23 protein-coding genes are annotated in these 21,411 nt (G+C 34.4%); 11 read left to right on the top strand and 12 right to left on the bottom strand.

Annotated elements, in window-relative coordinates; translation table 11 throughout:
• Positions 1–52 precede the first annotated feature (52 nt).
• The 5 genes from OA85_RS08790 to OA85_RS08770 all read right to left on the bottom strand — a co-directional run bounded on the left by OA85_RS08790 (position 53) and on the right by OA85_RS08770 (position 4,818).
• Positions 53–493: a sterol desaturase family protein gene (locus OA85_RS08790; RefSeq protein WP_039109135.1), complete on the bottom strand. Its 441-nt coding sequence runs from the start codon at positions 491–493 to the stop codon at positions 53–55.
• Positions 494–536: 43 nt separating this feature from the next.
• Positions 537–1,376 (bottom strand): phytoene/squalene synthase family protein, encoded by an 840-nt coding sequence (locus OA85_RS08785; RefSeq protein ID WP_039109134.1) that lies wholly within the window; start codon positions 1,374–1,376, stop codon positions 537–539.
• Positions 1,377–1,378: 2 nt separating this feature from the next.
• Entirely contained in the window at positions 1,379–2,848 is a 1,470-nt protein-coding gene (locus tag OA85_RS08780) for an NAD(P)/FAD-dependent oxidoreductase (RefSeq protein ID WP_039109133.1), read from the bottom strand.
• Between the two features lie 36 nt (positions 2,849–2,884).
• Complete coding sequence (locus OA85_RS08775; RefSeq protein ID WP_039109132.1) at positions 2,885–3,781, bottom strand: MerR family transcriptional regulator; 897 nt, start codon at positions 3,779–3,781, stop codon at positions 2,885–2,887.
• Between the two features lie 74 nt (positions 3,782–3,855).
• Positions 3,856–4,818: an ion channel gene (locus OA85_RS08770; protein ID WP_039109131.1), complete on the bottom strand. Its 963-nt coding sequence runs from the start codon at positions 4,816–4,818 to the stop codon at positions 3,856–3,858.
• A gap of 271 nt (positions 4,819–5,089) precedes the next feature.
• Here OA85_RS08770 and OA85_RS08765 point away from each other — a divergent pair, with 271 nt between their 5' ends.
• The 7 genes from OA85_RS08765 (at position 5,090) to OA85_RS08735 (ending at position 9,903) form a co-directional block, all read left to right on the top strand.
• Positions 5,090–5,725: a phosphoribosyltransferase gene (locus tag OA85_RS08765; RefSeq protein ID WP_039109130.1), complete on the top strand. Its 636-nt coding sequence runs from the start codon at positions 5,090–5,092 to the stop codon at positions 5,723–5,725.
• A 41-nt stretch (positions 5,726–5,766) separates the two neighbouring features.
• Entirely contained in the window at positions 5,767–6,411 is a 645-nt protein-coding gene (locus OA85_RS08760) for a dienelactone hydrolase family protein (RefSeq protein ID WP_052257174.1), read from the top strand.
• A gap of 151 nt (positions 6,412–6,562) precedes the next feature.
• On the top strand, positions 6,563–6,973 hold the full coding sequence (locus OA85_RS08755; RefSeq protein WP_039109129.1) for a hypothetical protein: 411 nt from the start codon (positions 6,563–6,565) through the stop codon (positions 6,971–6,973).
• A gap of 74 nt (positions 6,974–7,047) precedes the next feature.
• Entirely contained in the window at positions 7,048–7,485 is a 438-nt protein-coding gene (locus OA85_RS08750) for a VOC family protein (RefSeq protein ID WP_039109128.1), read from the top strand.
• An 86-nt stretch (positions 7,486–7,571) separates the two neighbouring features.
• Positions 7,572–8,180, top strand: a complete 609-nt coding sequence (locus tag OA85_RS08745) for a sterol desaturase family protein (RefSeq protein WP_039109127.1) — start codon at positions 7,572–7,574, stop codon at positions 8,178–8,180.
• A 17-nt stretch (positions 8,181–8,197) separates the two neighbouring features.
• Complete coding sequence (locus OA85_RS08740; RefSeq protein ID WP_039109126.1) at positions 8,198–9,154, top strand: DUF6695 family protein; 957 nt, start codon at positions 8,198–8,200, stop codon at positions 9,152–9,154.
• Positions 9,155–9,294: 140 nt separating this feature from the next.
• Positions 9,295–9,903, top strand: coding sequence for a YkgJ family cysteine cluster protein (locus OA85_RS08735; RefSeq protein ID WP_039109125.1), 609 nt, complete (start codon positions 9,295–9,297; stop codon positions 9,901–9,903).
• 71 nt (positions 9,904–9,974) lie between these two features.
• Here OA85_RS08735 and carB read toward each other — a convergent pair whose 3' ends face one another.
• Positions 9,975–12,827, bottom strand: coding sequence for a carbamoyl-phosphate synthase large subunit (gene carB / locus OA85_RS08730; RefSeq protein WP_039109124.1), 2,853 nt, complete (start codon positions 12,825–12,827; stop codon positions 9,975–9,977).
• 154 nt (positions 12,828–12,981) lie between these two features.
• Complete coding sequence (gene rpmH, locus OA85_RS08725; RefSeq protein WP_007136275.1) at positions 12,982–13,143, bottom strand: 50S ribosomal protein L34; 162 nt, start codon at positions 13,141–13,143, stop codon at positions 12,982–12,984.
• A 164-nt stretch (positions 13,144–13,307) separates the two neighbouring features.
• Here rpmH and OA85_RS08720 point away from each other — a divergent pair, with 164 nt between their 5' ends.
• Positions 13,308–13,823 carry a hypothetical protein gene (locus tag OA85_RS08720; protein WP_039109123.1) on the top strand — a complete coding sequence of 172 codons (516 nt, stop codon included), beginning with the start codon at positions 13,308–13,310 and terminating at the stop codon, positions 13,821–13,823.
• A gap of 59 nt (positions 13,824–13,882) precedes the next feature.
• Here the strand turns inward: OA85_RS08720 and OA85_RS08715 are convergent, their stop codons facing one another.
• Positions 13,883–14,539, bottom strand: a complete 657-nt coding sequence (locus OA85_RS08715) for an alpha/beta hydrolase (protein ID WP_039109122.1) — start codon at positions 14,537–14,539, stop codon at positions 13,883–13,885.
• A gap of 112 nt (positions 14,540–14,651) precedes the next feature.
• Between OA85_RS08715 and OA85_RS08710 the strand changes: the two genes are divergently transcribed.
• Together OA85_RS08710 and OA85_RS08705 are read left to right on the top strand one after the other, a co-directional pair.
• On the top strand, positions 14,652–15,374 hold the full coding sequence (locus OA85_RS08710) for a pirin family protein (protein WP_039109121.1): 723 nt from the start codon (positions 14,652–14,654) through the stop codon (positions 15,372–15,374).
• Between the two features lie 24 nt (positions 15,375–15,398).
• Positions 15,399–15,683, top strand: coding sequence for a GNAT family N-acetyltransferase (locus OA85_RS08705; protein ID WP_039109473.1), 285 nt, complete (start codon positions 15,399–15,401; stop codon positions 15,681–15,683).
• A 65-nt stretch (positions 15,684–15,748) separates the two neighbouring features.
• On the opposite strand, the gene OA85_RS08700 is transcribed toward OA85_RS08705, so the two are convergent.
• Both OA85_RS08700 and OA85_RS08695 read right to left on the bottom strand, forming a co-directional pair.
• Positions 15,749–16,813, bottom strand: coding sequence for a hypothetical protein (locus OA85_RS08700; protein ID WP_052257173.1), 1,065 nt, complete (start codon positions 16,811–16,813; stop codon positions 15,749–15,751).
• A gap of 195 nt (positions 16,814–17,008) precedes the next feature.
• Positions 17,009–18,646: an ABC-F family ATP-binding cassette domain-containing protein gene (locus OA85_RS08695; RefSeq protein ID WP_039109120.1), complete on the bottom strand. Its 1,638-nt coding sequence runs from the start codon at positions 18,644–18,646 to the stop codon at positions 17,009–17,011.
• Positions 18,647–19,044: 398 nt separating this feature from the next.
• Here OA85_RS08695 and OA85_RS08690 point away from each other — a divergent pair, with 398 nt between their 5' ends.
• Entirely contained in the window at positions 19,045–19,578 is a 534-nt protein-coding gene (locus OA85_RS08690) for a murein L,D-transpeptidase catalytic domain family protein (protein WP_052257172.1), read from the top strand.
• Between the two features lie 92 nt (positions 19,579–19,670).
• Here the strand turns inward: OA85_RS08690 and OA85_RS08685 are convergent, their stop codons facing one another.
• Together OA85_RS08685 and OA85_RS08680 are read right to left on the bottom strand one after the other, a co-directional pair.
• The gene (locus OA85_RS08685; RefSeq protein WP_039109119.1) at positions 19,671–20,846 is read right to left on the bottom strand and encodes a GlmU family protein; all 1,176 of its coding nucleotides are present in this window, start codon (positions 20,844–20,846) and stop codon (positions 19,671–19,673) included.
• 164 nt (positions 20,847–21,010) lie between these two features.
• Positions 21,011–21,262: a type B 50S ribosomal protein L31 gene (locus tag OA85_RS08680; protein WP_039109118.1), complete on the bottom strand. Its 252-nt coding sequence runs from the start codon at positions 21,260–21,262 to the stop codon at positions 21,011–21,013.
• Positions 21,263–21,411 lie beyond the last annotated feature (149 nt).

Here is a 21,411-nt window from a genome sequence, read left to right as displayed (position 1 = left end):
GGAACGTACAGCCCGACCCGATTTTTCATCGGGTCACGCCCAAATGGAATTATTAGATTTTATAGTATTTGAAAGGCACAAATAACATTCCGAAACACTCACCGTGCTCCTTACCCAAATGTTTGTGATGCATTTTATGTGCTTTGCGCAAGCCTATTAAATACTTGTTATTGGTGTTTTTGAACCACTTAAATCGCTGGTGAATCAAGACATCGTGAATCATGAAATAACAGAATCCGTAAAATGTGATTCCGAGTCCAATGAAAAACAGATAATTCATTCCCCCTTCTACGCCATAGTAAAAAAGAACGATGCTGGGAATGGCAAAAATCACAAAAAAAACATCGTTTCGTTCGAAAACATTCGCGTATTTGGGTTGGTGATGATCGGCATGAAAATACCACATCAAACCGTGCATTACATACTTATGCGTCAGCCAAGTCACACATTCCATGAAAAGGAAAACAGCCAAAAAGATTAAAAAAGAAATCATTATTTTTTTTATTTAAAATATACGTTTTAAAAGTAAGCACTGTTTATACTAATTTCAACTTATACGTTACAAAAGATTGCGCTAATAGTCCTGCTTTGGTATAATTAGAAACTCGAATTCTGGCATTCCCAATTTCATGACAAGGCGTATTTTCTAGTTTTTTCAAGAGTTTTTTATAATATACAAATGCGGTGTAAACTCCAAATTTAGCTTCAATAGGCAGTTTCAGAATTCCTTGATACGCCACATTAAAATCTTCTTGAATTTCCTTTATGATCATTTTCTTGGCATTTTCATCGAATGAATTCAAATCGACTCCCGGAAAATAATTTCGGTTCAAAACTAAATTATCATCCTTCAAATCTCTCAAAAAATTAACTTTTTGGAAAGCAGAACCCAATCGCATGGCTTCGTCTTTCAACTGCTCGTATTTATGGTCTTTTCCGGCTACAAAAACTTTAAGACACATCAATCCAACTACATCTGCAGAGCCGTAAATGTATTCTTCATATTCGGCTTTGCTGTTGTAATCTGATTTCACTAAATCTAATTTCATACTTTTCAAAAAAGCCTGAATCAAGTCATCAGTAATGTTGTATTTCTTAACCGTATGCTGAAAAGAATTCAAAATTGGGTTGAGACTTATCCCAGAATTATACGATTTATAATATTCTTTTTCGAAATCATTAATCAAATTTTCTTTATCGAAACCGTGAAATGAATCTACAATTTCATCGGCAAAACGAACAAAACCATAAATGCTGTATATCGCATCCCTAATGATTGGCGAAAGCATGTATACCGCCAATGAAAATGAAGTACTATAGTTCTTAGTAACTAATTTACTGCATTTGAAAGATACCTCATCGAATAATTGCTTCATGGCTATTGTTCTAAAAATTGCTTATTTATTAACTCTGACACTAGTTTTCCTGAGATTAATGCGGGCGGAACACCCGGTCCGGGAACGGTTAATTGTCCCGTGAAATATAGATTTTTTACTTTTTTACTTTTTAATTTCGGTCTTAAAAACGCGGTTTGTAATAAAGTGTTCGCCATTCCATAGGCATTTCCTTTATAGGAATTGTATTCTGAGACAAAATCATTTTTACAGAACGACTGCTTAAATATAATGTTATTTTTCACGCTTTGTTTCGTTAAAATTTCAAAACGATCCATTATTTTATTGAAATATTCTTCGCGTAATTCTTCGGTATCAGTGATTCCCGGTGCTAACGGAACGAGAAAAAATCCTGATTCCATTCCTTCAGGTGCAGCCGTTCTATCAGTCAACGAAGGAAAGTTTGCATAGAATAAAGGTTCTTGTGGCCATTGCGGTTCATCATAAATATCCTTTGCATGTTGATAAAAATCAACATCAAAAAATAATGCGTGATGCGATATGTTTTCTATTTTTTTATCAAACCCAACGTAAAATAACAATGACGAAGGCGCAAAAACACGACTGTCCCAATATTTCTCAGAATACGCTCGATGTTCCTTATCCAGTAATGTTTCCGTATGATGGTAATCAGCTCCACTCAAAATCAAATCGGACGCAATCGTTTCGCCATTCACAACTATCGCTTTTGCCGTTTTATTCTCAACGATTATTTTTTCAATATTTGAATTCGTGTGAAACGTAACTCCTAATTCTCTTGCTAAACTTTCTATAGCGCGAACTACATCGAACATTCCAGTTTTAGGATGCCAAGTTCCAAGACCAAAATCAGCATAATTCATAAAACTATAAAACGATGGCGTATCAGATGGTTTTGCTCCAAGAAACAATACTGGAAATTCCAATATTTGAATTAAACGCTCGTTCTTAAATTTCTTACGTACGTCTTTACTGATGTTACTAAAAAACTGTCCCACTTTCAAAGCGGTTTCCTTAGTTACCAATTCCAATGGTGAAACTCCAGGACGGTACACTAAATCTTTGATGGCAATGTCATAATTGCTTTTGGCCTCGGCCATAAATTCATTTAGTATTTTACCGCTTCCTTTTTCAATGGCTTCGAAAGCAAATATAATATCCGTTAAATTATCAGCTATAGTGATAAAATCATCTATGCCATAGTACACTCGATACGCTGGAGATAATTTTACGAGTTCATAATAATCCGTTGTTTTTTTATCAAAATCGGCAAAAAAGCGTTCAAATACATCCGGCATCCAATACCAGCTTGGCCCCATGTCAAATGTAAATCCCTCTCTTTTTAATTGTCTTGCCCTGCCGCCAATAGTGGCGTTTTTTTCAAAAACAGTAACTTCATGACCACTTTTTACCAAATAACAGGATGCTGCCAAAGCTGAAAATCCCGAACCTATAATTGTAATTTTTTTCTTCATTTGTTTAACAAATATACAAAAATATTAAACAAAAAATTAAATTCGGTCTATTAATTCAGAAATGGAATCGAAAATTGATATTTTATCAGAAAGTTCTTCCTTATTAATAAATTCGACCAATCTACCGGTAAGCCATAACTCGGTATTATCGTCTACCAATGCATGGTTCATTTTGGCCACGTAGTCATTTATGGAATCTCTCTCAGGCTGAACGGTCATATAGGATACAAAAACAATGGAATTAAAATGTTTTTTCAAATCTTTCAAATTTTCAATAGGCATACTCTCTCCCAAGTAAATCGTTTTATATCCATTCAAAAGGATTTCATAATTCAAATACATCAATCCCAATTCATGTATTTCATTCAAAGGAAGTGACAAAACAAATACCTTATCGAATTTGGTTTGTTTCAAAACCTGCAATTTTTCAGTATTTACCAATAGTTTTTGCTTAATCAAATAACTTACAAAATGCTCGTGCGCCGGCGTAATCGTATCAGACTGCCACAACAATCCGAGTTCATTCATCAAAGGAATAAAAACTTGATGAAAGATTTCTTTGAACGATTTTTCGGCGATTAACCAATTATAAGTATTAAAAAAAAGCTCTTGATCAAAGTTCATCATTGCCATCTTAAAGGCACTGATGGCATGGTTTTTGGCGTTTTTTGTCGAAATAATTTCTCTTACAAGAGACGGAATTTTTTCTTGGGGATAAGTCGCAATTTTGGATATTTTATACCCATAATCATGCAACAAAGTAATATTCAAAAGCTTCTGTAAACTAGCCAAATCGTATAGTCGAATATTTGTATCCGTACGCATGGGCTGCAATATGTCATATCTTTTCTCCCAAATTCGTATGGTATGTGCTTTTATTCCAGAAAGATTTTCAAGATCTTTTATACTAAACACACTTTTTATATTGTTCATCATTTGTCTAAATTTAATAAACAAATGTAAAATAAATTTTCCTATAAATTTGAAATAATGAGAAAACTATTGTTTTATTCTAAAGTGACGTTCTCAAAAGCATCCAATTTATCTAAATTTAGAATCGTTTTAGAATTATCGGTACTTCGGGCGTACATCGGTTCAAACTTTGCTCCATAGACTACTTCATTAAAGGTATATGAAGTTCTGATTGCAACCGTATTACTGAACATATCATCAAAGGTTTTGATGAAAACAAGAATTTCTCCATGAGTATTTTTAAAATCAGCTTCCGTAAAATTATAAAGTGGGCTATTTTCAGTTATTGGGTGAACCAAAGTCCAGCTTAAGGTTAAAGCATTTATTCTATCCAATTCTAATTCCAAAGAATAGAAATTATTAGTCGTTACACCATTTTCTTCAATGCTCATTCCAAGAGTCATTTTGGCTTCAGCATCAGTGAAATTAGTATTTTTAAAAGGGGTAGTTCTAATCATTAAACCTTTTATTTCTCCATAAGGTGCAATCAAGGCATTTTGAGAAAACTTCAAAAATGCAGTAGGTTTACTAAATCTCCCAAAGAATAAACCCGTAGCAATAGCAAAACTCAACAAACCAATTAAGGCTTCAGCAGCCGAAACTAAACTGGTCATAAAACCGGTGGGACTAATATGTCCATAACCAACTGTAGTGAAAGTTTGTGCACTAAAGAAATATGCCTGTCCAAATTGTACCCAATCCGACCCGGAGGCATCAATCCCATCCAAATGTTCAATTCCAATGAGATAATAAACAAATGCGAATAAAAAATTCATACCAACATAAAACAGTAAAAGAATCAGCATAAATTTCCATCGTGGCATATTAATCATGGTATGATACCAACTAATCCGATGCAAAATATGCATGCCTTTCTTCTCTACGTTTGCAGTTCCATTTTTATTTACAAAACGTCCTCCATAACTATTCGCATTAGTTCCAAAACCAGTATTCTTATCCGCCTTAGCCTTTACATTTATGTTTTTTAGCAATGCCATTTTTTCTTCATTAGGTAAGAAGTAAAAATAGCAAAAATCCTTTTATAAAAACGATGTCCTTTTGTCTTTTAAATCCACCTTTTAATTTGATTGGAAATAATTTCATACCCTATCTTTTTAAACTATAAAATTCAGTCTAAATTGATTTCTTTCTATTTAAGCTATGAAATATTTTGAAAAAGGATAAAATAAATTTATCAAAATAAATCAAAGTAACTGAAAATCAGTACCTTTATGTTAAATTTTCTTTTTTTATATAAAACGGTATGTTATGTATAACGAGATATTAAAAGACCGGATTGAAGCGGGATTATTGCTAGCTGAAAAATTGAAAACGTATCAGAATAGCAATTCAATCATTCTTGCAGTTCCCAGAGGCGGTGTTCCCGTTGGTCATGAAATAGCAAAAAAATTGCATCTCCCCTTAGACATTGTACTTTCAAAAAAAATTGGACATCCTTATAATAAGGAGTTTGCTATAGGTGCCGTATCCCTGGATTCTATGATTATTGATGAGCATCCTGGTGTTTCCAATGTATATATAGATGAAGAAATTACTCGTCTTCGAAAATTATTAAAAGAGAAATACCAACTCTACATGGGTAATAGAGAGCCAATGGATATAAAAGGCAAAAACGTAATTTTAGTAGATGATGGTATAGCAACAGGAAATACCTTGCTTGCCAGTATAAAAATGTTGCGAAAACAAAAACCCGCAAAAATTATCGTAGCTGTTCCTGTATTGCCATATAATAATGTACCCATATTTGAAAGAAATACAGATGAGTTTATCTATCTGATTGCTTCAAAATCTTTTAGAGGAGTTGGAGGATTTTACCAAGAATTCGATCAAGTCGAAGATGAGGAAGTAGTTAAAATATTGAATGTTGCAAGCCCTATTGAATAGCATTACAAATCTACTATTGTTTATTTTTAAAAAAATCAATTATGGAGAAATTAGATTTGGACATCCCTTTGTCATCTGTCACGTTGAAAGGGGATTTAGTAATTCCTGAAAATGCAATTGGGATTATTGTTTTTTCACACGGAAGCGGCAGCAGTAGATTCAGTTCCCGAAACAGAATGGTCGCAGAACTGATTCAGCAACAAAAAATAGGCACATTCCTGTTTGACTTACTAACTGAAGAAGAAGATCGCATTTACGAAAACCGGTTTAATATCGACTTATTATCCATCCGACTAATAGAAACTACATTATGGCTTATGTCCAATAAAGGCGCAAAAGATGTACCCATAGGCTACTTTGGAGCAAGCACCGGAGCTGCATCAGCATTGCGGGCTGCAGCTCATTTTGGAAACAAAATAAAAGCAGTAGTTTCGAGAGGCGGTCGCCCTGATTTAGCCATAACCGAATTACCATTAGTAACCGCTCCTACACTACTAATTGTAGGCGGTGAAGATGTTCCGGTTATTGGTATGAATAAAATGGCTTATGATGAATTGGGATCCATAAAAGAAATGAAAATAATTCCGGGAGCGACCCATTTATTCGAAGAGCCAGGAAAATTACAGGAAGTAGCTGATTTAGCTATTGTCTGGTACAAAAGATATTTGACAAAAAAAGACGAGTAAGAATGTAAAAACTTGACCTATCCTTTCCAATAATTACAGTCATTTATCATCGTCTTTTGATTTAAAATTATCCTAAATATCTTTTTACTTAAATATAAAAACAGCTAAGCCAAAACTGCATATTGAAAGAGTAGGCAAAAAACGCACTATCATGAAAAAGACAATTACTGTTCTAATGCTTTTACTTTTTACGGTAAATGCATTTAGCCAGACAATACCAAATAATGAATTTTCTAAAAAATATTACTTGAAGAAAAGTAAAAACCAAAAAACCACTGGTTGGATTTTACTTTCAGGCGGAACTCTTATGACTGTAGTGGGGGTAATTGGTTTTAGCGATAGCTGGTATAGTAGTTCTAATTCAACAACAGATACCTATGGTTTTATTATGTTGGGAGGTGTTGTTTCTGGTTTGGGAAGCATTCCTTTTTTTATAATGTCAGGAAATAATGCTCGAAAAGCGGCAACTATTTCTTTAAGTAACCAACCCGTTTTCAGCCCCATGCAAGGTTCGTTAGTTCTAAATTCACAACCGGGACTATCTGTAAAAATCACTTTTTAATGCTCGCTTATTCATCTTTTAAAACTATATAATCAATAAAAAAACAAACAATCTAACATTTAAATACAAGTACTATGGCAACAGTAAATACGTATATCACCTATAATGGGAATTGCGAAGAAGCTTTTAATTTTTACAAATCAGTGTTTGGAGGTGAATTCTCCTATTTTGGAAGATTTAAAGATATGCCCATGCAAGAGGGCAAAACCTGTCCTCCCGGAGAAGCCGAAAAAATAATGCACATTTCCTTACCCATCAGTAAAGAAACTGCTATATCAGGAAGTGACAGCTTCGAATCATTTGGCGCTAAAACTGTTTACGGAAATAATTTTTCGCTTGCTATCAATGCCGAAAGTAAAGAAGAAGCTGACAAACTGTTTAATGCACTTTCAGCGGGTGGGAAAATAGGAATGCCAATGGAAGATGCTTTTTGGGGAGGCTATTTCGGGACATTTACTGATAAATTTGGAGTAAACTGGATGGTAGATTTTGAGAAAAACCAAGGAGAATGAAAATTATTTCATAACTCTTATCGACAAAATCAAAGCATTGAATATTTTCAATTTTACAGCCTTGGAAGCATTAAAAACAAACAAATATGAAAAACTCAAAGGAATCCATACGCCTTTTTGAAAATCCAATTTTGGAAAGTCTTACAAAAACCAATGCTTTGTTTGTAATCGCTACTTTAGCACTTATATCGCTAAGCATACTCCTCTTTGGTATAATCAAAATAAAGCTATCGATACTTGGCTATATAGCTTTATTTTTTTCGGGAACCTTTGTTTATACACTTGCCGAATATTTAATACACCGATTTATTTATCATTCGGCAGAATATAAAAATCCTAAGAAATTGATATTCAAGATTCATGGAATGCATCATACTACTCCCCAGGACAAACAACGATTGGTTTTACCTCTTCCTGTATCCATACCACTCGCCGGCTTATTTATATTTGTTTTCTGGCTTATTATTGGCAAGTATGTGTTTATATTTTTTCCGGGTTTTTTAATGGGGTATTCGTACTATCTGTCTTTACATTATTTCATACATACGACCAAACCTCCCAAAAACTTTTTTCGTTATCTATGGAAACACCATCTTCTGCACCATTACAAAAATGAAACGGTAGCTTTTGGTCTTACATTTCCTCTTTGGGACATTATTTTTGGAACAATGCCGGAAGATAAAAAACTTGAATAACCTCAAAACGTTTTAAAATGGCTAAACATAACGGAATGACAATCGCAATTGCGTGGCCTGAATTTATTGGCAAACAGCCCGGTTCCTGGTATGATATGCCAATGCGCTGGTTGGGCCATAACAAAAATTTTCAATATAAAGTAGGTCATGCATCATTAATATTGGTAGACTTTGCCTCGGGCAATTGTTCTTATTTTGATTGTGGAAGATACCATGCTCCGTATCAGCATGGACGAATTCGGGATGTTACTACAGATGCAAATCTTGAAATTCATACAAAGGCCAACTTCTTCAATAATAAAATAACGAATATAAAAGAACTCTTGAATGAAATACAAAACAATGAAACTACTTTTGGCATGGGACCGTTATATGCATCCTATTGTCCTGTAAATATTGAGTCTTCCAGATCCAAGATTAAAGAACTGCAAAATAAAGAAGCGATTCCTTTTGGTCCATTTGTAATTAATGGAATCAATTGTTGCCGATTTGTGAGAAACGGAATTTTGGCGGGAACCCCTGAGCTAAAATACCGTTTTAAACTGCGCTATTTATGGCGTCTCAAACCCATGCCCATAACCAATATTAACTGTCTTTCGAATAAAATCATTATACCGGAAATTGCTGCTGATAATCCAAAAAGACAGCACCATCACTCCAATACAGTATATACCAAAGAAAACGTAAAAGGCACACTACCGGCACCAACAAGACCCGAAAATATCCCCAAAGACAGTCAATGGTTGGGTGGCGAAGTCGCAGGAGGTTGGTTTTGGTTGAAACCAATTGACGAAGGATACTTAATAAACCGATATTCATCAGCAGGTATTCCAGAATGCAACGGAAAATTCAGGCTAGGCGGCAGTGGATTCTTCAATATCAGAAAGCCTTATTCCTTTTCATACTTGTCTCATTGCAGCAAAGTAACTATCATTCAGAATGATGAAGTATTTGAATTTTTAAGAGAAGACTGATTTGTCTCCATCCGAAAAAAAACACTTGCTTCCTCTTTTATAGCTTTGCAATTGAAAACCAACCTTATAAATTATAAACGATAAGAAAAACTTAATTATACAGTTACCCCTTTTTAATAGACTACCTTACACAAAAATCAATGTCTATAGAACATAAGGTTCGGCTGGTTGAAGAATTATTCGACCGTCTTGAAAATGAAATTAGTGCTTTCCAATCAGAAACTAATTTACATTGTCGTACTGGCTGTGGCAAATGCTGTTCTACACCAGACATCGTTGCTTCTCCCTTAGAGTTTTTACCTTGGGCATTATATCTGTTTTTAAACGGTAAAGCTGAAGAAATGTTAGTGGAATTGAATAATAAATCCAATAGCAACTGTCATTTATACCGACCGCTTGCTGTCTTGGACCGCAGCAACGGAAGCTGTAGCAATTATCGCTATCGCGGATTGATTTGCAGGCTTTTTGGGTATGCCGCCAGCAGAGATAAATATGGCAAACTGCGATTGGCCACTTGCAAAATAATCAAAGAAGAACAACAACAAAACTACAAGGATACTGAAGAAGCCATTAGCAAAGGATTATACGTGCCCATTTTTTCGGATTATTACATGCAACTTTCACAAATTGACAATAGGCTAGCCATTACTTTACTCCCCATAAACGAAGCTTTAAAAATAGCCATTGAAGAAGTCTTGCATTATTATGCCTATAGACCGTTTCCCGGTGGATTGGAGAATATTGCTTAGAACACAAAACTATCCCATAAAAAAAGCCCCAATCTAAATTGGGGCTTTTCAATATCAATAAATTCAAGTTTTTATTTACTCAAATACATTTTTCTTCTGGAGTACAATTCGTAGAATTGATCGTCTTTCAAGTCATCAATAAACAAGATGCTTTCTCCTGTTGATTTCATTTCCGGTCCTAATGCTTTATTCACATTATGGAATTTACTGAAAGAGAAAACTGGTTGCTTAATAGCATATCCTTTCAACTGTGGGTTGAAATTAAAGTCGGTTACTTTATTGTGACCTAACATTACTTTAGTCGCATAGTTCACATAAGGTTCTCCGTATGCTTTCGCAATAAATGGAACCGTACGAGACGCTCTAGGATTCGCTTCAATGATGTAAACGATATCATCTTTTATCGCAAACTGAATGTTGATTAAACCAACCGTTCTCAAAGCCAACGCAATATTTTTGGTATGGTCTTTTATTTGTTGCATCACAAATTCACCTAAGTTAAACGGTGGCAAAGTGGCGTTACTATCTCCTGAGTGTACTCCGCAAGGTTCGATGTGCTCCATAATCCCTATGATGTACACATTCTCCCCATCGCAAATCGCATCAGCTTCGGCTTCAATAGCACCAGCCAAATAATGATCTAAAAGCAATTTATTTCCTGGAATCGTTTTCAATAAATTGATAACGTGTTCTTCTAATTCTTGTTTGTTGATTACAATTTTCATTCCCTGACCACCCAACACATAAGAAGGACGAATCAATAATGGAAAGTCTAAAGTATCAGCCAAAGCAGAAGCTTCGTCTGCTGTTTCTGCAATTCCAAACTGTGGGAAAGGAATTTTTAAATCCGTTAAAAGTTCTGAGAAACGTCCTCTGTCTTCGGCTAAATCCAAAGCATCAAAACTAGTTCCCAAGATTTTTATACCGTATTTAGAAAGCTTTTCGGCCAATTTCAAGGCAGTTTGTCCACCTAATTGTACGATTACACCTTCTGGTTTCTCATGTTGAATAATATCGTAGATATGTTCCCAGAAAACCGGTTCGAAATACAATTTATCCGCTGTATCAAAATCAGTCGAAACCGTTTCTGGATTACAGTTGATCATGATGGTTTCGTATCCACATTCTTTGGCGGCAAGCACCCCGTGAACACAAGAATAATCAAATTCGATTCCTTGTCCAATTCTATTTGGGCCTGACCCAAGAACAATTATTTTCTTTTTATCCGTAACAATACTTTCGTTGTCTACATAACGAGTTCCGTCCGCTTTTTCAATTTCGGCTTCAAAAGTCGAGTAATAGTAAGGCGTTTTTGCTTTGAACTCGGCAGCACAAGTATCAACCAGTTTGAATACACGGTTGATGTTCATTGTAGTACGCAGCGTATGCACTTGGCTTTCTAAACAACTCATCATGTGTGCGATTTGTCTGTCGGCAAAACCTTTTTGTTTCGCTTCAAGCAACAATTCTCTTGGTAAAGATTCTACTTTATAGTTAGAAATTTCTTTTTCTAGTGTATAAAGTTCTTCATATTGTTTCAAGAACCACATATCGATTTTAGTGATTTCATGAATGCGGCTCAATGGAATTCCCATCGCGATAGCATCATAAATCACAAAAACACGATCCCAACTCGCAAAAGTCAGTTTCTCGATAATTTGTTCGTAGTTTTTATACCCTTTTCCGTCAGCACCTAAACCATTTCTTTTGATTTCCAATGATTGAGTCGCTTTGTGCAATGCTTCTTGGAACGAACGTCCAATTCCCATTACCTCACCAACGGATTTCATTTGAAGTCCTAACGTTCTGTCGGCTCCTTCGAATTTATCAAAGTTCCAACGTGGAATTTTCACAATCACATAATCCAAAGTTGGTTCGAATAAAGCCGAAGTTGATTTGGTAATTTGATTTTGCAATTCATCTAAATTGTAACCCAAAGCCAGTTTGGAAGCAATTTTTGCAATAGGATAACCCGTTGCTTTTGATGCCAAAGCGGATGAACGAGACACACGAGGATTGATTTCAATCGCTACAATGTCTTCTTTATCGTCAGGCGAAACGGCAAACTGCACGTTACAACCTCCAGCAAAATTTCCGATGCTGCGCATCATTAAGATTGCCATGTCACGCATTTTTTGGAAAGTCGTGTCAGATAATGTCATTGCAGGCGCAACCGTGATGGAATCTCCGGTATGAATTCCCATTGGATCCATATTTTCGATAGAACAGATAATCACAACATTATCGTTTTTATCTCTCAAAAGTTCCAATTCGTATTCTTTCCAACCCATTAAAGCTTTATCAATTAAAACTTCGTGAATTGGCGATGCTTCTAAACCTCTGGTTAAAAGTTCGTCAAAATCTTCTTTTTTATAGACAATAGCAGCTCCGGTTCCACCTAAAGTAAAGGAAGGACGAATTACTAACGGGAAACCAAATTCTTGTGCAATTTCTTTTCCTTCAAGGTAAGAAGTCGCTGTTTTTGCAGGTGCAGCAGGAATTCCAATTCTTTCAAGCAATTGTTTAAACTGCTCTCTGTCTTCGGTAATATTAATGGCATTGACATCAACCCCGATCAATTTTACTCCAAAATCCTGCCAAATTCCTTTTTCATCAGCTTCCAGACACAAGTTCAAAGCGGTTTGTCCACCCATAGTAGGTAAAACGGCATCGATTTGAGGATGTGCTTTAAGTATTTCAATAATGGATTTGGTCGTTAATGGTTTCAAGTAAACATGATCAGCCATACTTGGGTCGGTCATAATCGTAGCAGGATTCGAGTTGATAAGAATCACTTCAATTCCTTCTTCACGAATAGAACGTGCAGATTGTGAACCTGCATAATCAAATTCGCATGCTTGACCAATAACAATTGGACCTGAACCTATTATTAAAACTGATTTTATGGATGTATCTTTTGGCATTGTATGGTAGTATTGTGTTGTGTAGTTATTTTTTTCAAAGTTCAAAGTTACTCAACTTTAACCCCTTAGCATTAAAACTTAACATTTTTAACGACAAGGTATAAAAAAAGGCGATACTAAAAAAAGTAACGCCTTATGTATGTTTATAAAAACATTATTTTTTGTGTCTTGGTTCACAAGAAACAGTCAATTTATGTCTTCCTTTAGCTCTTCTACGCGCAAGAACTTTTCTTCCATTAGCAGAAGCCATTCTGTCCATAAATCCGTGCTTATTTCTTCTTTTTCTTTTCGATGGTTGAAACGTTCTTTTGCTCATTGCTTTGTATCTTTAAAATCTTATTTATATGTCTTCCTAATTTCGAATAACTGTTATTCTAAAACCGAGTGCAAATATACAAAGACTTTTTTTTCTCACAAGCAGTTTTGTAAAAATATTTTCAATTCCTTTTACTATATTTGTGATCTTAAAATAAACACACTATGTTTCACAGAAATATTAAACTTATTATCGCTGGACTTATTATAGCTACTGGCATTTGGCAATTTACAGAAGGAAATATCGGGAACGGAATATTCCTTATTTTATTGAGTGCAATTCCTATTTTTCTTTACTTCAAAAACGAATTCATCTTACTTGCCTTCTTAAAACTAAGAAAACAGGATTTTGAAGGAGCTAAAAAGTGGTTGGCTTACATCAAAAATCCTGAAACTGCTTTAGTACAAAAACAACAAGGATATTTTAATTACTTACACGGAATCATGCTTTCGCAAACGAATATCAATCAAGCAGAGAAATATTTCAAAAAAGCAATCGAGTTAGGATTATCAATGGATATGGATTTGGCTGTAGCCAAATTGAATTTAGCCGGAGTTGCTATGACCCGTCGCCGAAAATTAGAAGCTACTTCCCTATTGAATGAAGCTAAAAAATTAGACAAACAGAATATGTTGAAAGATCAAATTACCATGATGAAAGAACAAATGAAGAAAATATAATTTTTTACAATTATCGAAAAAGGGTCAAATGTGTATTATTTGACCCTTTTTTATTGATATTATTCCAAAATTATTTTGGGCAAATTTTCATTCAACCATTTGTATTTATTCAAAATCATAATGTGCGTTCCTCCTTTAACAACGAAACAATTCTTGATATTTTTTATTGGAAAAACATCATCCATATCGCCATGAATATGAATCACGTTTTCATCTATAACCGTTCTCTTCCAAAGAATAACTTGTTCAACTGCCCAATTCAAATAACGAATATCCCGAACCGAAAGAAATTTTTCATACAATTTAAGCCTTTGATTTACTTTTTCCCCAAAGGAAAATTTAGCCAGACTTTCCATATTCAAAATAAGATTCATAGGAATCAGTTTATAGGCTTTAGTGGTCTTGGCAATTTTTAATCTGCGTGGAAATTCCAAATTACTTCTCACACTCGAAATGATAATCACTTTACGGGCATCAATATATTTTGACATTTCCTGAACTAAAATACCACCAAAGGAAACTCCAATTAAAACAGGGTTCTTATATTGGATTTTCTCGGCAATTCGTTTTGCATAATCCGTTAAAGATTCATTATCCATTGGGATTTCCCATTCTAATAAATGTATCTCAAAGACATCTGACGGAAGTGCAATCCGTTCAAAAATTGCAGTACTGGCCGCTAATCCCGGCATTAAATAAACTGGTATTTTACTCATAATTGTTTTAACGATTTTATAACAGCATTTCGTTTTTTATGGCGAATTTTGTATAAAAATAATTTTTTTATCGGAAACCACCCGAATTACCACTTTATATTATCAATAATTTATGACTACACAACTATTTAAATCGGACACAAGAGGCAAAGCAGATTTTGGTTGGCTTAAAGCTAATTTCTCCTTTTCGTTTGGAAATTATCACAATCCGGAACGGGTACAATTTGGAATGTTACGCGTTTTAAATGACGACACGATTGCAGGAGGAACAGGCTTTGGTACGCACGGTCATGCCAACATGGAAATCATCACCATACCACTTGAAGGTGGATTGATGCATAAGGACAGTATGGGAAATGAAGGTGTAATTCGTTTTGGAGAAGTCCAAGTAATGAGTGCCGGAACCGGAGTGGAACATTCTGAAATGAATGCCAGTCAAAAAGACAATGCTAAAACATTACAGTTATGGGTATTCCCTGACAAAGAAGAAGTTACACCAAGATACGACCAGAAATCATTTGATATTGAAAATCAAATCAATACCTTTGTAAATATTGTTTCGCCAAAAGACAGTAATGACGGAAATGCGCTTTGGGTTTACCAGAAAACCTTTTTTTATTTAGGTATTTTCGATAGCAACACCACTACGACATACGAAGTTAAAATTCCTCAAAACGGAGTTTATTTATTTTTAATTGAAGGCGAAATAGAAGTCAACAACCAAATTTTGAAGGCAAGAGATGCCATGGGAATAACTGATTTCGATCAATTTGAAATCAAGATTATAACCCAATCAAAAATACTTTTGGTAGAAGTACCAATGAATCACAGTTAAATTAGTATGGAAGCAGCAATCACTATGGAAATCAAAGACAATACTTTTGCAAGACAATTTGAAACCGAAGTGAAAGAAGGACTGGTTTCTGTCGAATATTCGTTTCAGGAGAAAAAAATATTTTTGACAAAAATCAATATCCCCGAATCATTCGATGACGAAGAGTTTATTTCTAATTTTCTAAAAAACATCATGGGAATTGCAATCGAACGAAAATTTAAAGTTGTTCCTATCCTTCCTAAAATAGTGGTATTTTTCAAAAAAAATCCTGTTTATAAAGAGTTACTTCCTCCAGGAATACGCTTATAAAAAAACGAGACACTGTTTATTGACAATGTCTCGTTTTTTTTATGAGTTAGAAAACAAACCTTTCATCAATTCCTTGTTCTACTCGGCATAGCTTGTCTAGTTGCTCTAGCAACAGGTATTGACGGACGAGTTGCCGGCCTAGTTACAGGTCTAGTAGTTGGTGCAGCCGGACGTGTAATCGGTCTAGTTGGAGTAGTAGGACGGCTTGGCCTATTTACAGGCCTTACAGGACGAACTGCTGGTCTAGTCATAGGCGAAATAGGACGAACAACTGGCGACACTGGTCTTTTATAATCTCTTCCATTATAAGTACCTTTATAATTACCGTTATTTCTATTCTGTCTCACTAAAGTTGAACTATTTCTTCTTGAATTATAATAACCATAACGACCTGGGTTTCTTATAATCACAGTTCTATGATAGTAATGATTTCTATAATAATGATTATGAAAACCCCAATAATTATAATAATATATAGGAGCCCACGGTCTCCAATAAGGTGGATAATACCCCCAATACCAAGGCGATCTATACACTACATATACAGGGGAAAATAAAAACAAGACTACTGGCCAAGCACTAACAGAACTAACATTACTTGCATTGTTATTTGTTGTAGAATAATTATTTGTTGTGTTATTATTGATGATTACCGTTTCATTACTTTTATATCCTGGGTTCACTGTTCCTGAAAGCGTTTCGGTTTCAGTAGGTTCTATTATGTAATCTTTTCCATAAAGCTCCTCATCCCCAATAATCTGAACAATAACTTTATTTTGTTTGTTTTTTTCAACTTCAATGACGGCAACATCTTGATTCTCTTTATTATTAATTGCTACTTTAAGCACTATGGAATGAGAATCACCCTCTTTTTCGCTAACTACTTCTATGTAATCAATATTTTTATCATTATCTAAATCCAGATTATTGATATTTGACTCCTTATCGTTTATAGCTTTTTCAAATTCCTCTAATGTCTTTGATTTTTGAAAAACTTCTAAAACTGCATACAGATTCAGATTGTCTCCTGGCAACCCTAATGCCTCCGGTTCATTATCCGTTTGTGCAAACACGGGTAGACTTAGCATAAAAGCGAGTAAAACGACGAAAGATAAAGTGCTGTTTTTCATATTTTTATATTAAAATTAAATCATTCAGTAAATGAATTTAATTACTAAGATATAAAAAAAAGCTTTAGTGTAATATTCTCACATTTAAATTTGCCTTTTGTGTATCGTTATTTCAGGACGGAACAATATTGTCAAAAAAAAAGCATGAATAATTAAATTCATGCCTTTTTTTATTTCGAAAAAGAAAACTGAATACTATTTCTTCTCTATCTCTCGCATACTATCCATTTTCTTATGTGCTAAGAAACCAGCAATATCTTCAAAATGCTCCACTACTCTTTTGTTTCCAAATTCAAAAACCTTAGTTGCTAATCCGTCCAAGAAATCCCTGTCGTGAGAAACTAAAATCAATGTTCCGTCAAAATCACGCAACGCCTCTTTAATAATATCTTTAGTTTTCATATCCAAGTGATTCGAAGGCTCATCCAGTATCAATAAATTCACCGGCTCCAATAATAATTTTATCATTGCCAAACGGGTTTTCTCACCACCGGAAAGCACTTTCACTTTCTTGGTTACATCATCACCATGAAACATGAAAGCCCCTAAAATATCTTTGATTTTAGTACGAACATCACCCACGGCAATATCATCGATAGTTTCAAAAATAGTGGCGTTTTCATTTAATAAAGAAGCTTGGTTTTGGGCAAAATAACCAATTTGTGCATTGTGACCGATCTCTAAACTTCCGCCATCAATCTCAATTTGTTTCATGATTGCTTTGATCATCGTCGATTTTCCTTCCCCATTTTTCCCTACAAAGGCCACTTTCTCTCCTCTTTCGATAACAACATTAGCATCTTTAAAAACTACATGATCTCCATACGATTTAGACAAATCTTTCACAATCACAGGATATTGTCCGGAACGTACTGCAGGCGGAAACTTTAATTTTAATGCCGAAGTGTCAACCTCATCAACCTGAACAATAACTAGTTTCTCTAACATCTTAACGCGGGATTGAACCGCATCTGTTTTAGAAAACGTCCCTTTAAAACGGTCAATAAAAGTCCTATTATCAGCAATCATTCGTTGTTGCTCATCGTATGCTTTTTGTTGGTGCATACGCCTGTCTTTTCTTAATTCAAGATAATGGGAATATTTTGCTTTGTAATCATAAATACGCCCCATTGTAACCTCGATAGTACGATTCGTAATATTATCTACAAAAGCTCTATCGTGAGAAATCACCACAACCGCTTTGGCAGAATTAATCAAGAAATCTTCCAGCCATTGAATACTTTCAATATCCATGTGATTGGTAGGCTCATCCAGTAAAATTAAGTCTGGTTTTTGCAAAAGAATTTTGGCTAATTCTATTCGCATTCTCCATCCTCCGGAAAATTCAGAAGTTTGACGGCTAAAATCTTCTCGAACAAAACCCAAACCAATTAGTATCTTCTCTACTTCAGCTTCATAATTTATTTCTTCGATTGCATAAAATTTCTCGCTTAAGTCCGAAACTCTTTCGATCAATTTCATATACGCATCGCTTTCATAATCCGTACGAATCGTCAATTGCTCATTGATTTCATCGATTTCTGCTTTCATTCCAAAAACTTCACCAAAAGCTTTAGACGTTTCTTCCATCACTGTCGCGCCATCCGTAGTCAATAAATGCTGAGGCAAATATGCCACGACAGCATCTTTTGGTGCCGAAATATTACCGGTTGAAGGCTTACTTTGACCCGCAATAATTTTAAGAAGCGTCGATTTCCCAGCTCCATTTTTACCCATTAGGGCAATTTTATCATTTTCATTTATAGCAAAAGAGACATCACTAAAAAGTGTAGTACCACCAAATTGCACAGAAATATCGTTAACTGTAATCATTGTTTTTGTTTAAAGTTTAATGTTCAACTTTTTAAAGTTTCATCCGCTATTGAACATTTTTTTGAAAGTGCAAATATAGGTTAAATAAGGAATTGGACAATTGAAATAATTTATAACAATTTAAGTTTTTAATCCATGAAATATAAAAATCAAACAGCGAACAATAATAATATTTTTTTATAGTTTTGTATTTGATATACAGACGATTAAATAATAAAAAAGACACTGTATTTAAAGCAAATTAAAATCTTAACAACAATAAAACAGAAACAATACCGAAGATGTTAATTATCGCTTAAATAGTGTAAAAAAGCGAGAATAGTTTAGAGAATAACACTGATGATGAAACTACAAACCCGAATTATTTAGGTTCGGAAAAATATTTTAAAAACTAGTTCATGAAAAAAACACTAACAATAATTCTTTTGTGCACGATTAATTTCATTGTAGCCCAAAACAACGAAGAAATTGTAAAGAAGGCAAAAGAAATAGAAATAAAATGGGGTTTTAAAGCCAAAAATAAAGACATTATAACCCTAATCGATTTTTCAAAATCAATAGAGGAAGCGAGACTGTATGTGATTGATTTGAAAAATAGCAAAATACTACTCACTAGTAATGTTGATCATGGCTCTGGCTCTGGTACAGGATTAACTCCTAATTTATTTAGCAATGCTATTGGAAGCAATGCGACTTCATTAGGCTGTTACGTCACTTTACAAACCTATAATGGTATGTGGGGTTATTCTTTAAAGCTAAATGGCTTAGAAAACGACAAGAATTCCAATGCTTTGAAAAGAAATATTGTGGTTCATTCTTCAAAAAGGATGTACAGTAAATTCAGCTGGGGATGCTTTTCCGTTCCGGACTGCAATGCAAATAAACTGATTGACCTGATAAAAAACGGTTCTCTTATTTATGCCTATCAATAAAATAAGCCTCGACTAGAAGCTTATTTTATTGGGATTCTTATTATATGTCACATTCAACAAGAAAAGACTCTTCATTTGACAGAATAAAAAAACTAGTCTTTTCTCCACTTTTTAGTTTCCTCAAAAACATGTTCTAAAATTGCAGCTTCTCTTTCATCAAAGTCAACATTTCTTCGAGCCATTACTAATCGAGCCGTTTCAAAAGCTTTTTTGGTTACGTAAGTGGTAAAACCCGAAGCTCCGCCCCAAGAAAAACTCGGCACAAAATTGCGAGGAAATCCGCTTCCAAAAATATTGGCGCTTACCCCTATTACCGTTCCAGTATTGAACATGGTATTAATTCCGCACTTGCTATGATCCCCCATCATCAAGCCACAAAACTGAAGTCCTGTTTTAGCAAAACCTTCGGTTTCATAACTCCACAATTTTACTTCTTCGTAATTGTTTTTCAGGTTCGAATTATTACTGTCCGCACCAATATTGCACCATTCACCAAGAACAGAATTTCCTAAAAACCCATCGTGTCCTTTATTCGAATAACTAAATAAAACAGCGTTATTTACTTCTCCGCCAATTCTGGAATAGGGACCTACTGTGGTTGCTCCATATATCTTAGCTGCCATTTTTACTGTTGCATTTTCGCACAAGGCAAATGGGCCTCTAATTACGGCACCTTCCATAATTTCAGCATCTTTGCCAATATAAATTGGCCCCGAAGAAGCATTCAAGGTAACAAATTCCAACTTTGCTCCTTCTTCTATAAATATATTTTCCGGCGCAATGACATTAACGCTTTTTGGAATGGGTTGCGATTTTCTATCTTCGGTTAAAAATTCAAAATCCTCTCGTATTGCTGCATCATTTTTAGAAAAAATATCCCAAGTATGTTCCACCGTTAAGCAATCGTCTTGATATTCTATAATTTCATACGTATCAAAGTCTACTTCTTCCTGATCTTCATTGGTATAAAAAGCAATTACTTCATCACCTTTGAAAATAGCCTGATTTGATTCTAAATTACTAACCATTTCAGCCAAAACATCGTTAGGTAGAAAGGAAGCGTTTATCATTACATTTTCTTCCAGTTCTACCATTGGAAATTTTTCTGACAAATACTCCTCTGTCAAGGTTGTAGTGGTGGATCCCAAACGCATTTCCCATTTTTGACGAATGGTCAAGATTCCTATAAGAATATCCGCAACGGGACGTGTAAAGGTAAAAGGTAATAATGCATTTCGGGCAGGACCGTCAAAAAGTATGTAATTCATAAAATTGTTTATTTGTTGATTCGGTTATTTGTTGATTCGAAAATTAATTTCATCAATCTACCGTTTTAATAATATTGACACCAAAGTTACAAAGTTTTCAAATAGATAAAAATAAAAAAGCCTCCCGAAAGGAAGGCTTTTTTGTATTTGAAAACAAGTTAAAATTATTTAACGTGTTTAGCGTATTTAGTTTTGAATTTATCAATACGTCCTGCAGTATCAATAAGTTTAGATTTACCTGTGTAAAAAGGGTGTGAAGTTCTAGAGATCTCCATTTTTACAACTGGGTATTCAACACCATCAACTGTTAATGTTTCTCTTGTATCTGCAGTAGATTTAGTAATAAAAACTTCGTCATTTGACATGTCTTTAAATGCAACTAATCTGTAATTTTCTGGGTGAATTCCTTTTTTCATCTTGTTAATCTTTTTTATTTGTTAATTATAACTTGTCTTGAAGCTTTTCTTCTAACAGAAAAGGTATAAACTCATTATAACTTTTTGTTTTACATTATTATTTTGAGTTTGCAAATTTACAATTTTTTTCCAATAATCAAATCTTTGCA

Source organism: Flavobacterium sp. AED (assembly GCF_000812945.1).
Taxonomy (GTDB): domain Bacteria; phylum Bacteroidota; class Bacteroidia; order Flavobacteriales; family Flavobacteriaceae; genus Flavobacterium.
Note: the sequence above shows the minus strand (reverse complement) of the source record. Positions and strands in the feature narration are given on the sequence as shown.

Coding starts and splice junctions, on each gene's coding strand:
- OA85_RS08685 (WP_039109119.1), bottom strand. CDS start 20,846: ATGAATTACATACTTTTTGACGGTCCTGCCCGAAATGCATTATTACCT.
- OA85_RS08780 (WP_039109133.1), bottom strand. CDS start 2,848: ATGAAGAAAAAAATTACAATTATAGGTTCGGGATTTTCAGCTTTGGCA.
- OA85_RS08745 (WP_039109127.1), top strand. CDS start 7,572: ATGAAAAACTCAAAGGAATCCATACGCCTTTTTGAAAATCCAATTTTG.
- rpmH (WP_007136275.1), bottom strand. CDS start 13,143: ATGAGCAAAAGAACGTTTCAACCATCGAAAAGAAAAAGAAGAAATAAG.
- OA85_RS08695 (WP_039109120.1), bottom strand. CDS start 18,646: ATGATTACAGTTAACGATATTTCTGTGCAATTTGGTGGTACTACACTT.
- OA85_RS08690 (WP_052257172.1), top strand. CDS start 19,045: ATGAAAAAAACACTAACAATAATTCTTTTGTGCACGATTAATTTCATT.
- OA85_RS08680 (WP_039109118.1), bottom strand. CDS start 21,262: ATGAAAAAAGGAATTCACCCAGAAAATTACAGATTAGTTGCATTTAAA.
- OA85_RS08710 (WP_039109121.1), top strand. CDS start 14,652: ATGACTACACAACTATTTAAATCGGACACAAGAGGCAAAGCAGATTTT.
- OA85_RS08785 (WP_039109134.1), bottom strand. CDS start 1,376: ATGAAGCAATTATTCGATGAGGTATCTTTCAAATGCAGTAAATTAGTT.
- OA85_RS08720 (WP_039109123.1), top strand. CDS start 13,308: ATGTTTCACAGAAATATTAAACTTATTATCGCTGGACTTATTATAGCT.
- OA85_RS08750 (WP_039109128.1), top strand. CDS start 7,048: ATGGCAACAGTAAATACGTATATCACCTATAATGGGAATTGCGAAGAA.
- OA85_RS08740 (WP_039109126.1), top strand. CDS start 8,198: ATGGCTAAACATAACGGAATGACAATCGCAATTGCGTGGCCTGAATTT.
- OA85_RS08715 (WP_039109122.1), bottom strand. CDS start 14,539: ATGAGTAAAATACCAGTTTATTTAATGCCGGGATTAGCGGCCAGTACT.
- OA85_RS08790 (WP_039109135.1), bottom strand. CDS start 493: ATGATTTCTTTTTTAATCTTTTTGGCTGTTTTCCTTTTCATGGAATGT.
- OA85_RS08700 (WP_052257173.1), bottom strand. CDS start 16,813: ATGAAAAACAGCACTTTATCTTTCGTCGTTTTACTCGCTTTTATGCTA.
- OA85_RS08705 (WP_039109473.1), top strand. CDS start 15,399: ATGGAAATCAAAGACAATACTTTTGCAAGACAATTTGAAACCGAAGTG.
- OA85_RS08735 (WP_039109125.1), top strand. CDS start 9,295: ATGTCTATAGAACATAAGGTTCGGCTGGTTGAAGAATTATTCGACCGT.
- OA85_RS08770 (WP_039109131.1), bottom strand. CDS start 4,818: ATGGCATTGCTAAAAAACATAAATGTAAAGGCTAAGGCGGATAAGAAT.
- OA85_RS08765 (WP_039109130.1), top strand. CDS start 5,090: ATGTATAACGAGATATTAAAAGACCGGATTGAAGCGGGATTATTGCTA.
- OA85_RS08775 (WP_039109132.1), bottom strand. CDS start 3,781: ATGAACAATATAAAAAGTGTGTTTAGTATAAAAGATCTTGAAAATCTT.
- OA85_RS08755 (WP_039109129.1), top strand. CDS start 6,563: ATGAAAAAGACAATTACTGTTCTAATGCTTTTACTTTTTACGGTAAAT.
- OA85_RS08760 (WP_052257174.1), top strand. CDS start 5,767: ATGGAGAAATTAGATTTGGACATCCCTTTGTCATCTGTCACGTTGAAA.
- carB (WP_039109124.1), bottom strand. CDS start 12,827: ATGCCAAAAGATACATCCATAAAATCAGTTTTAATAATAGGTTCAGGT.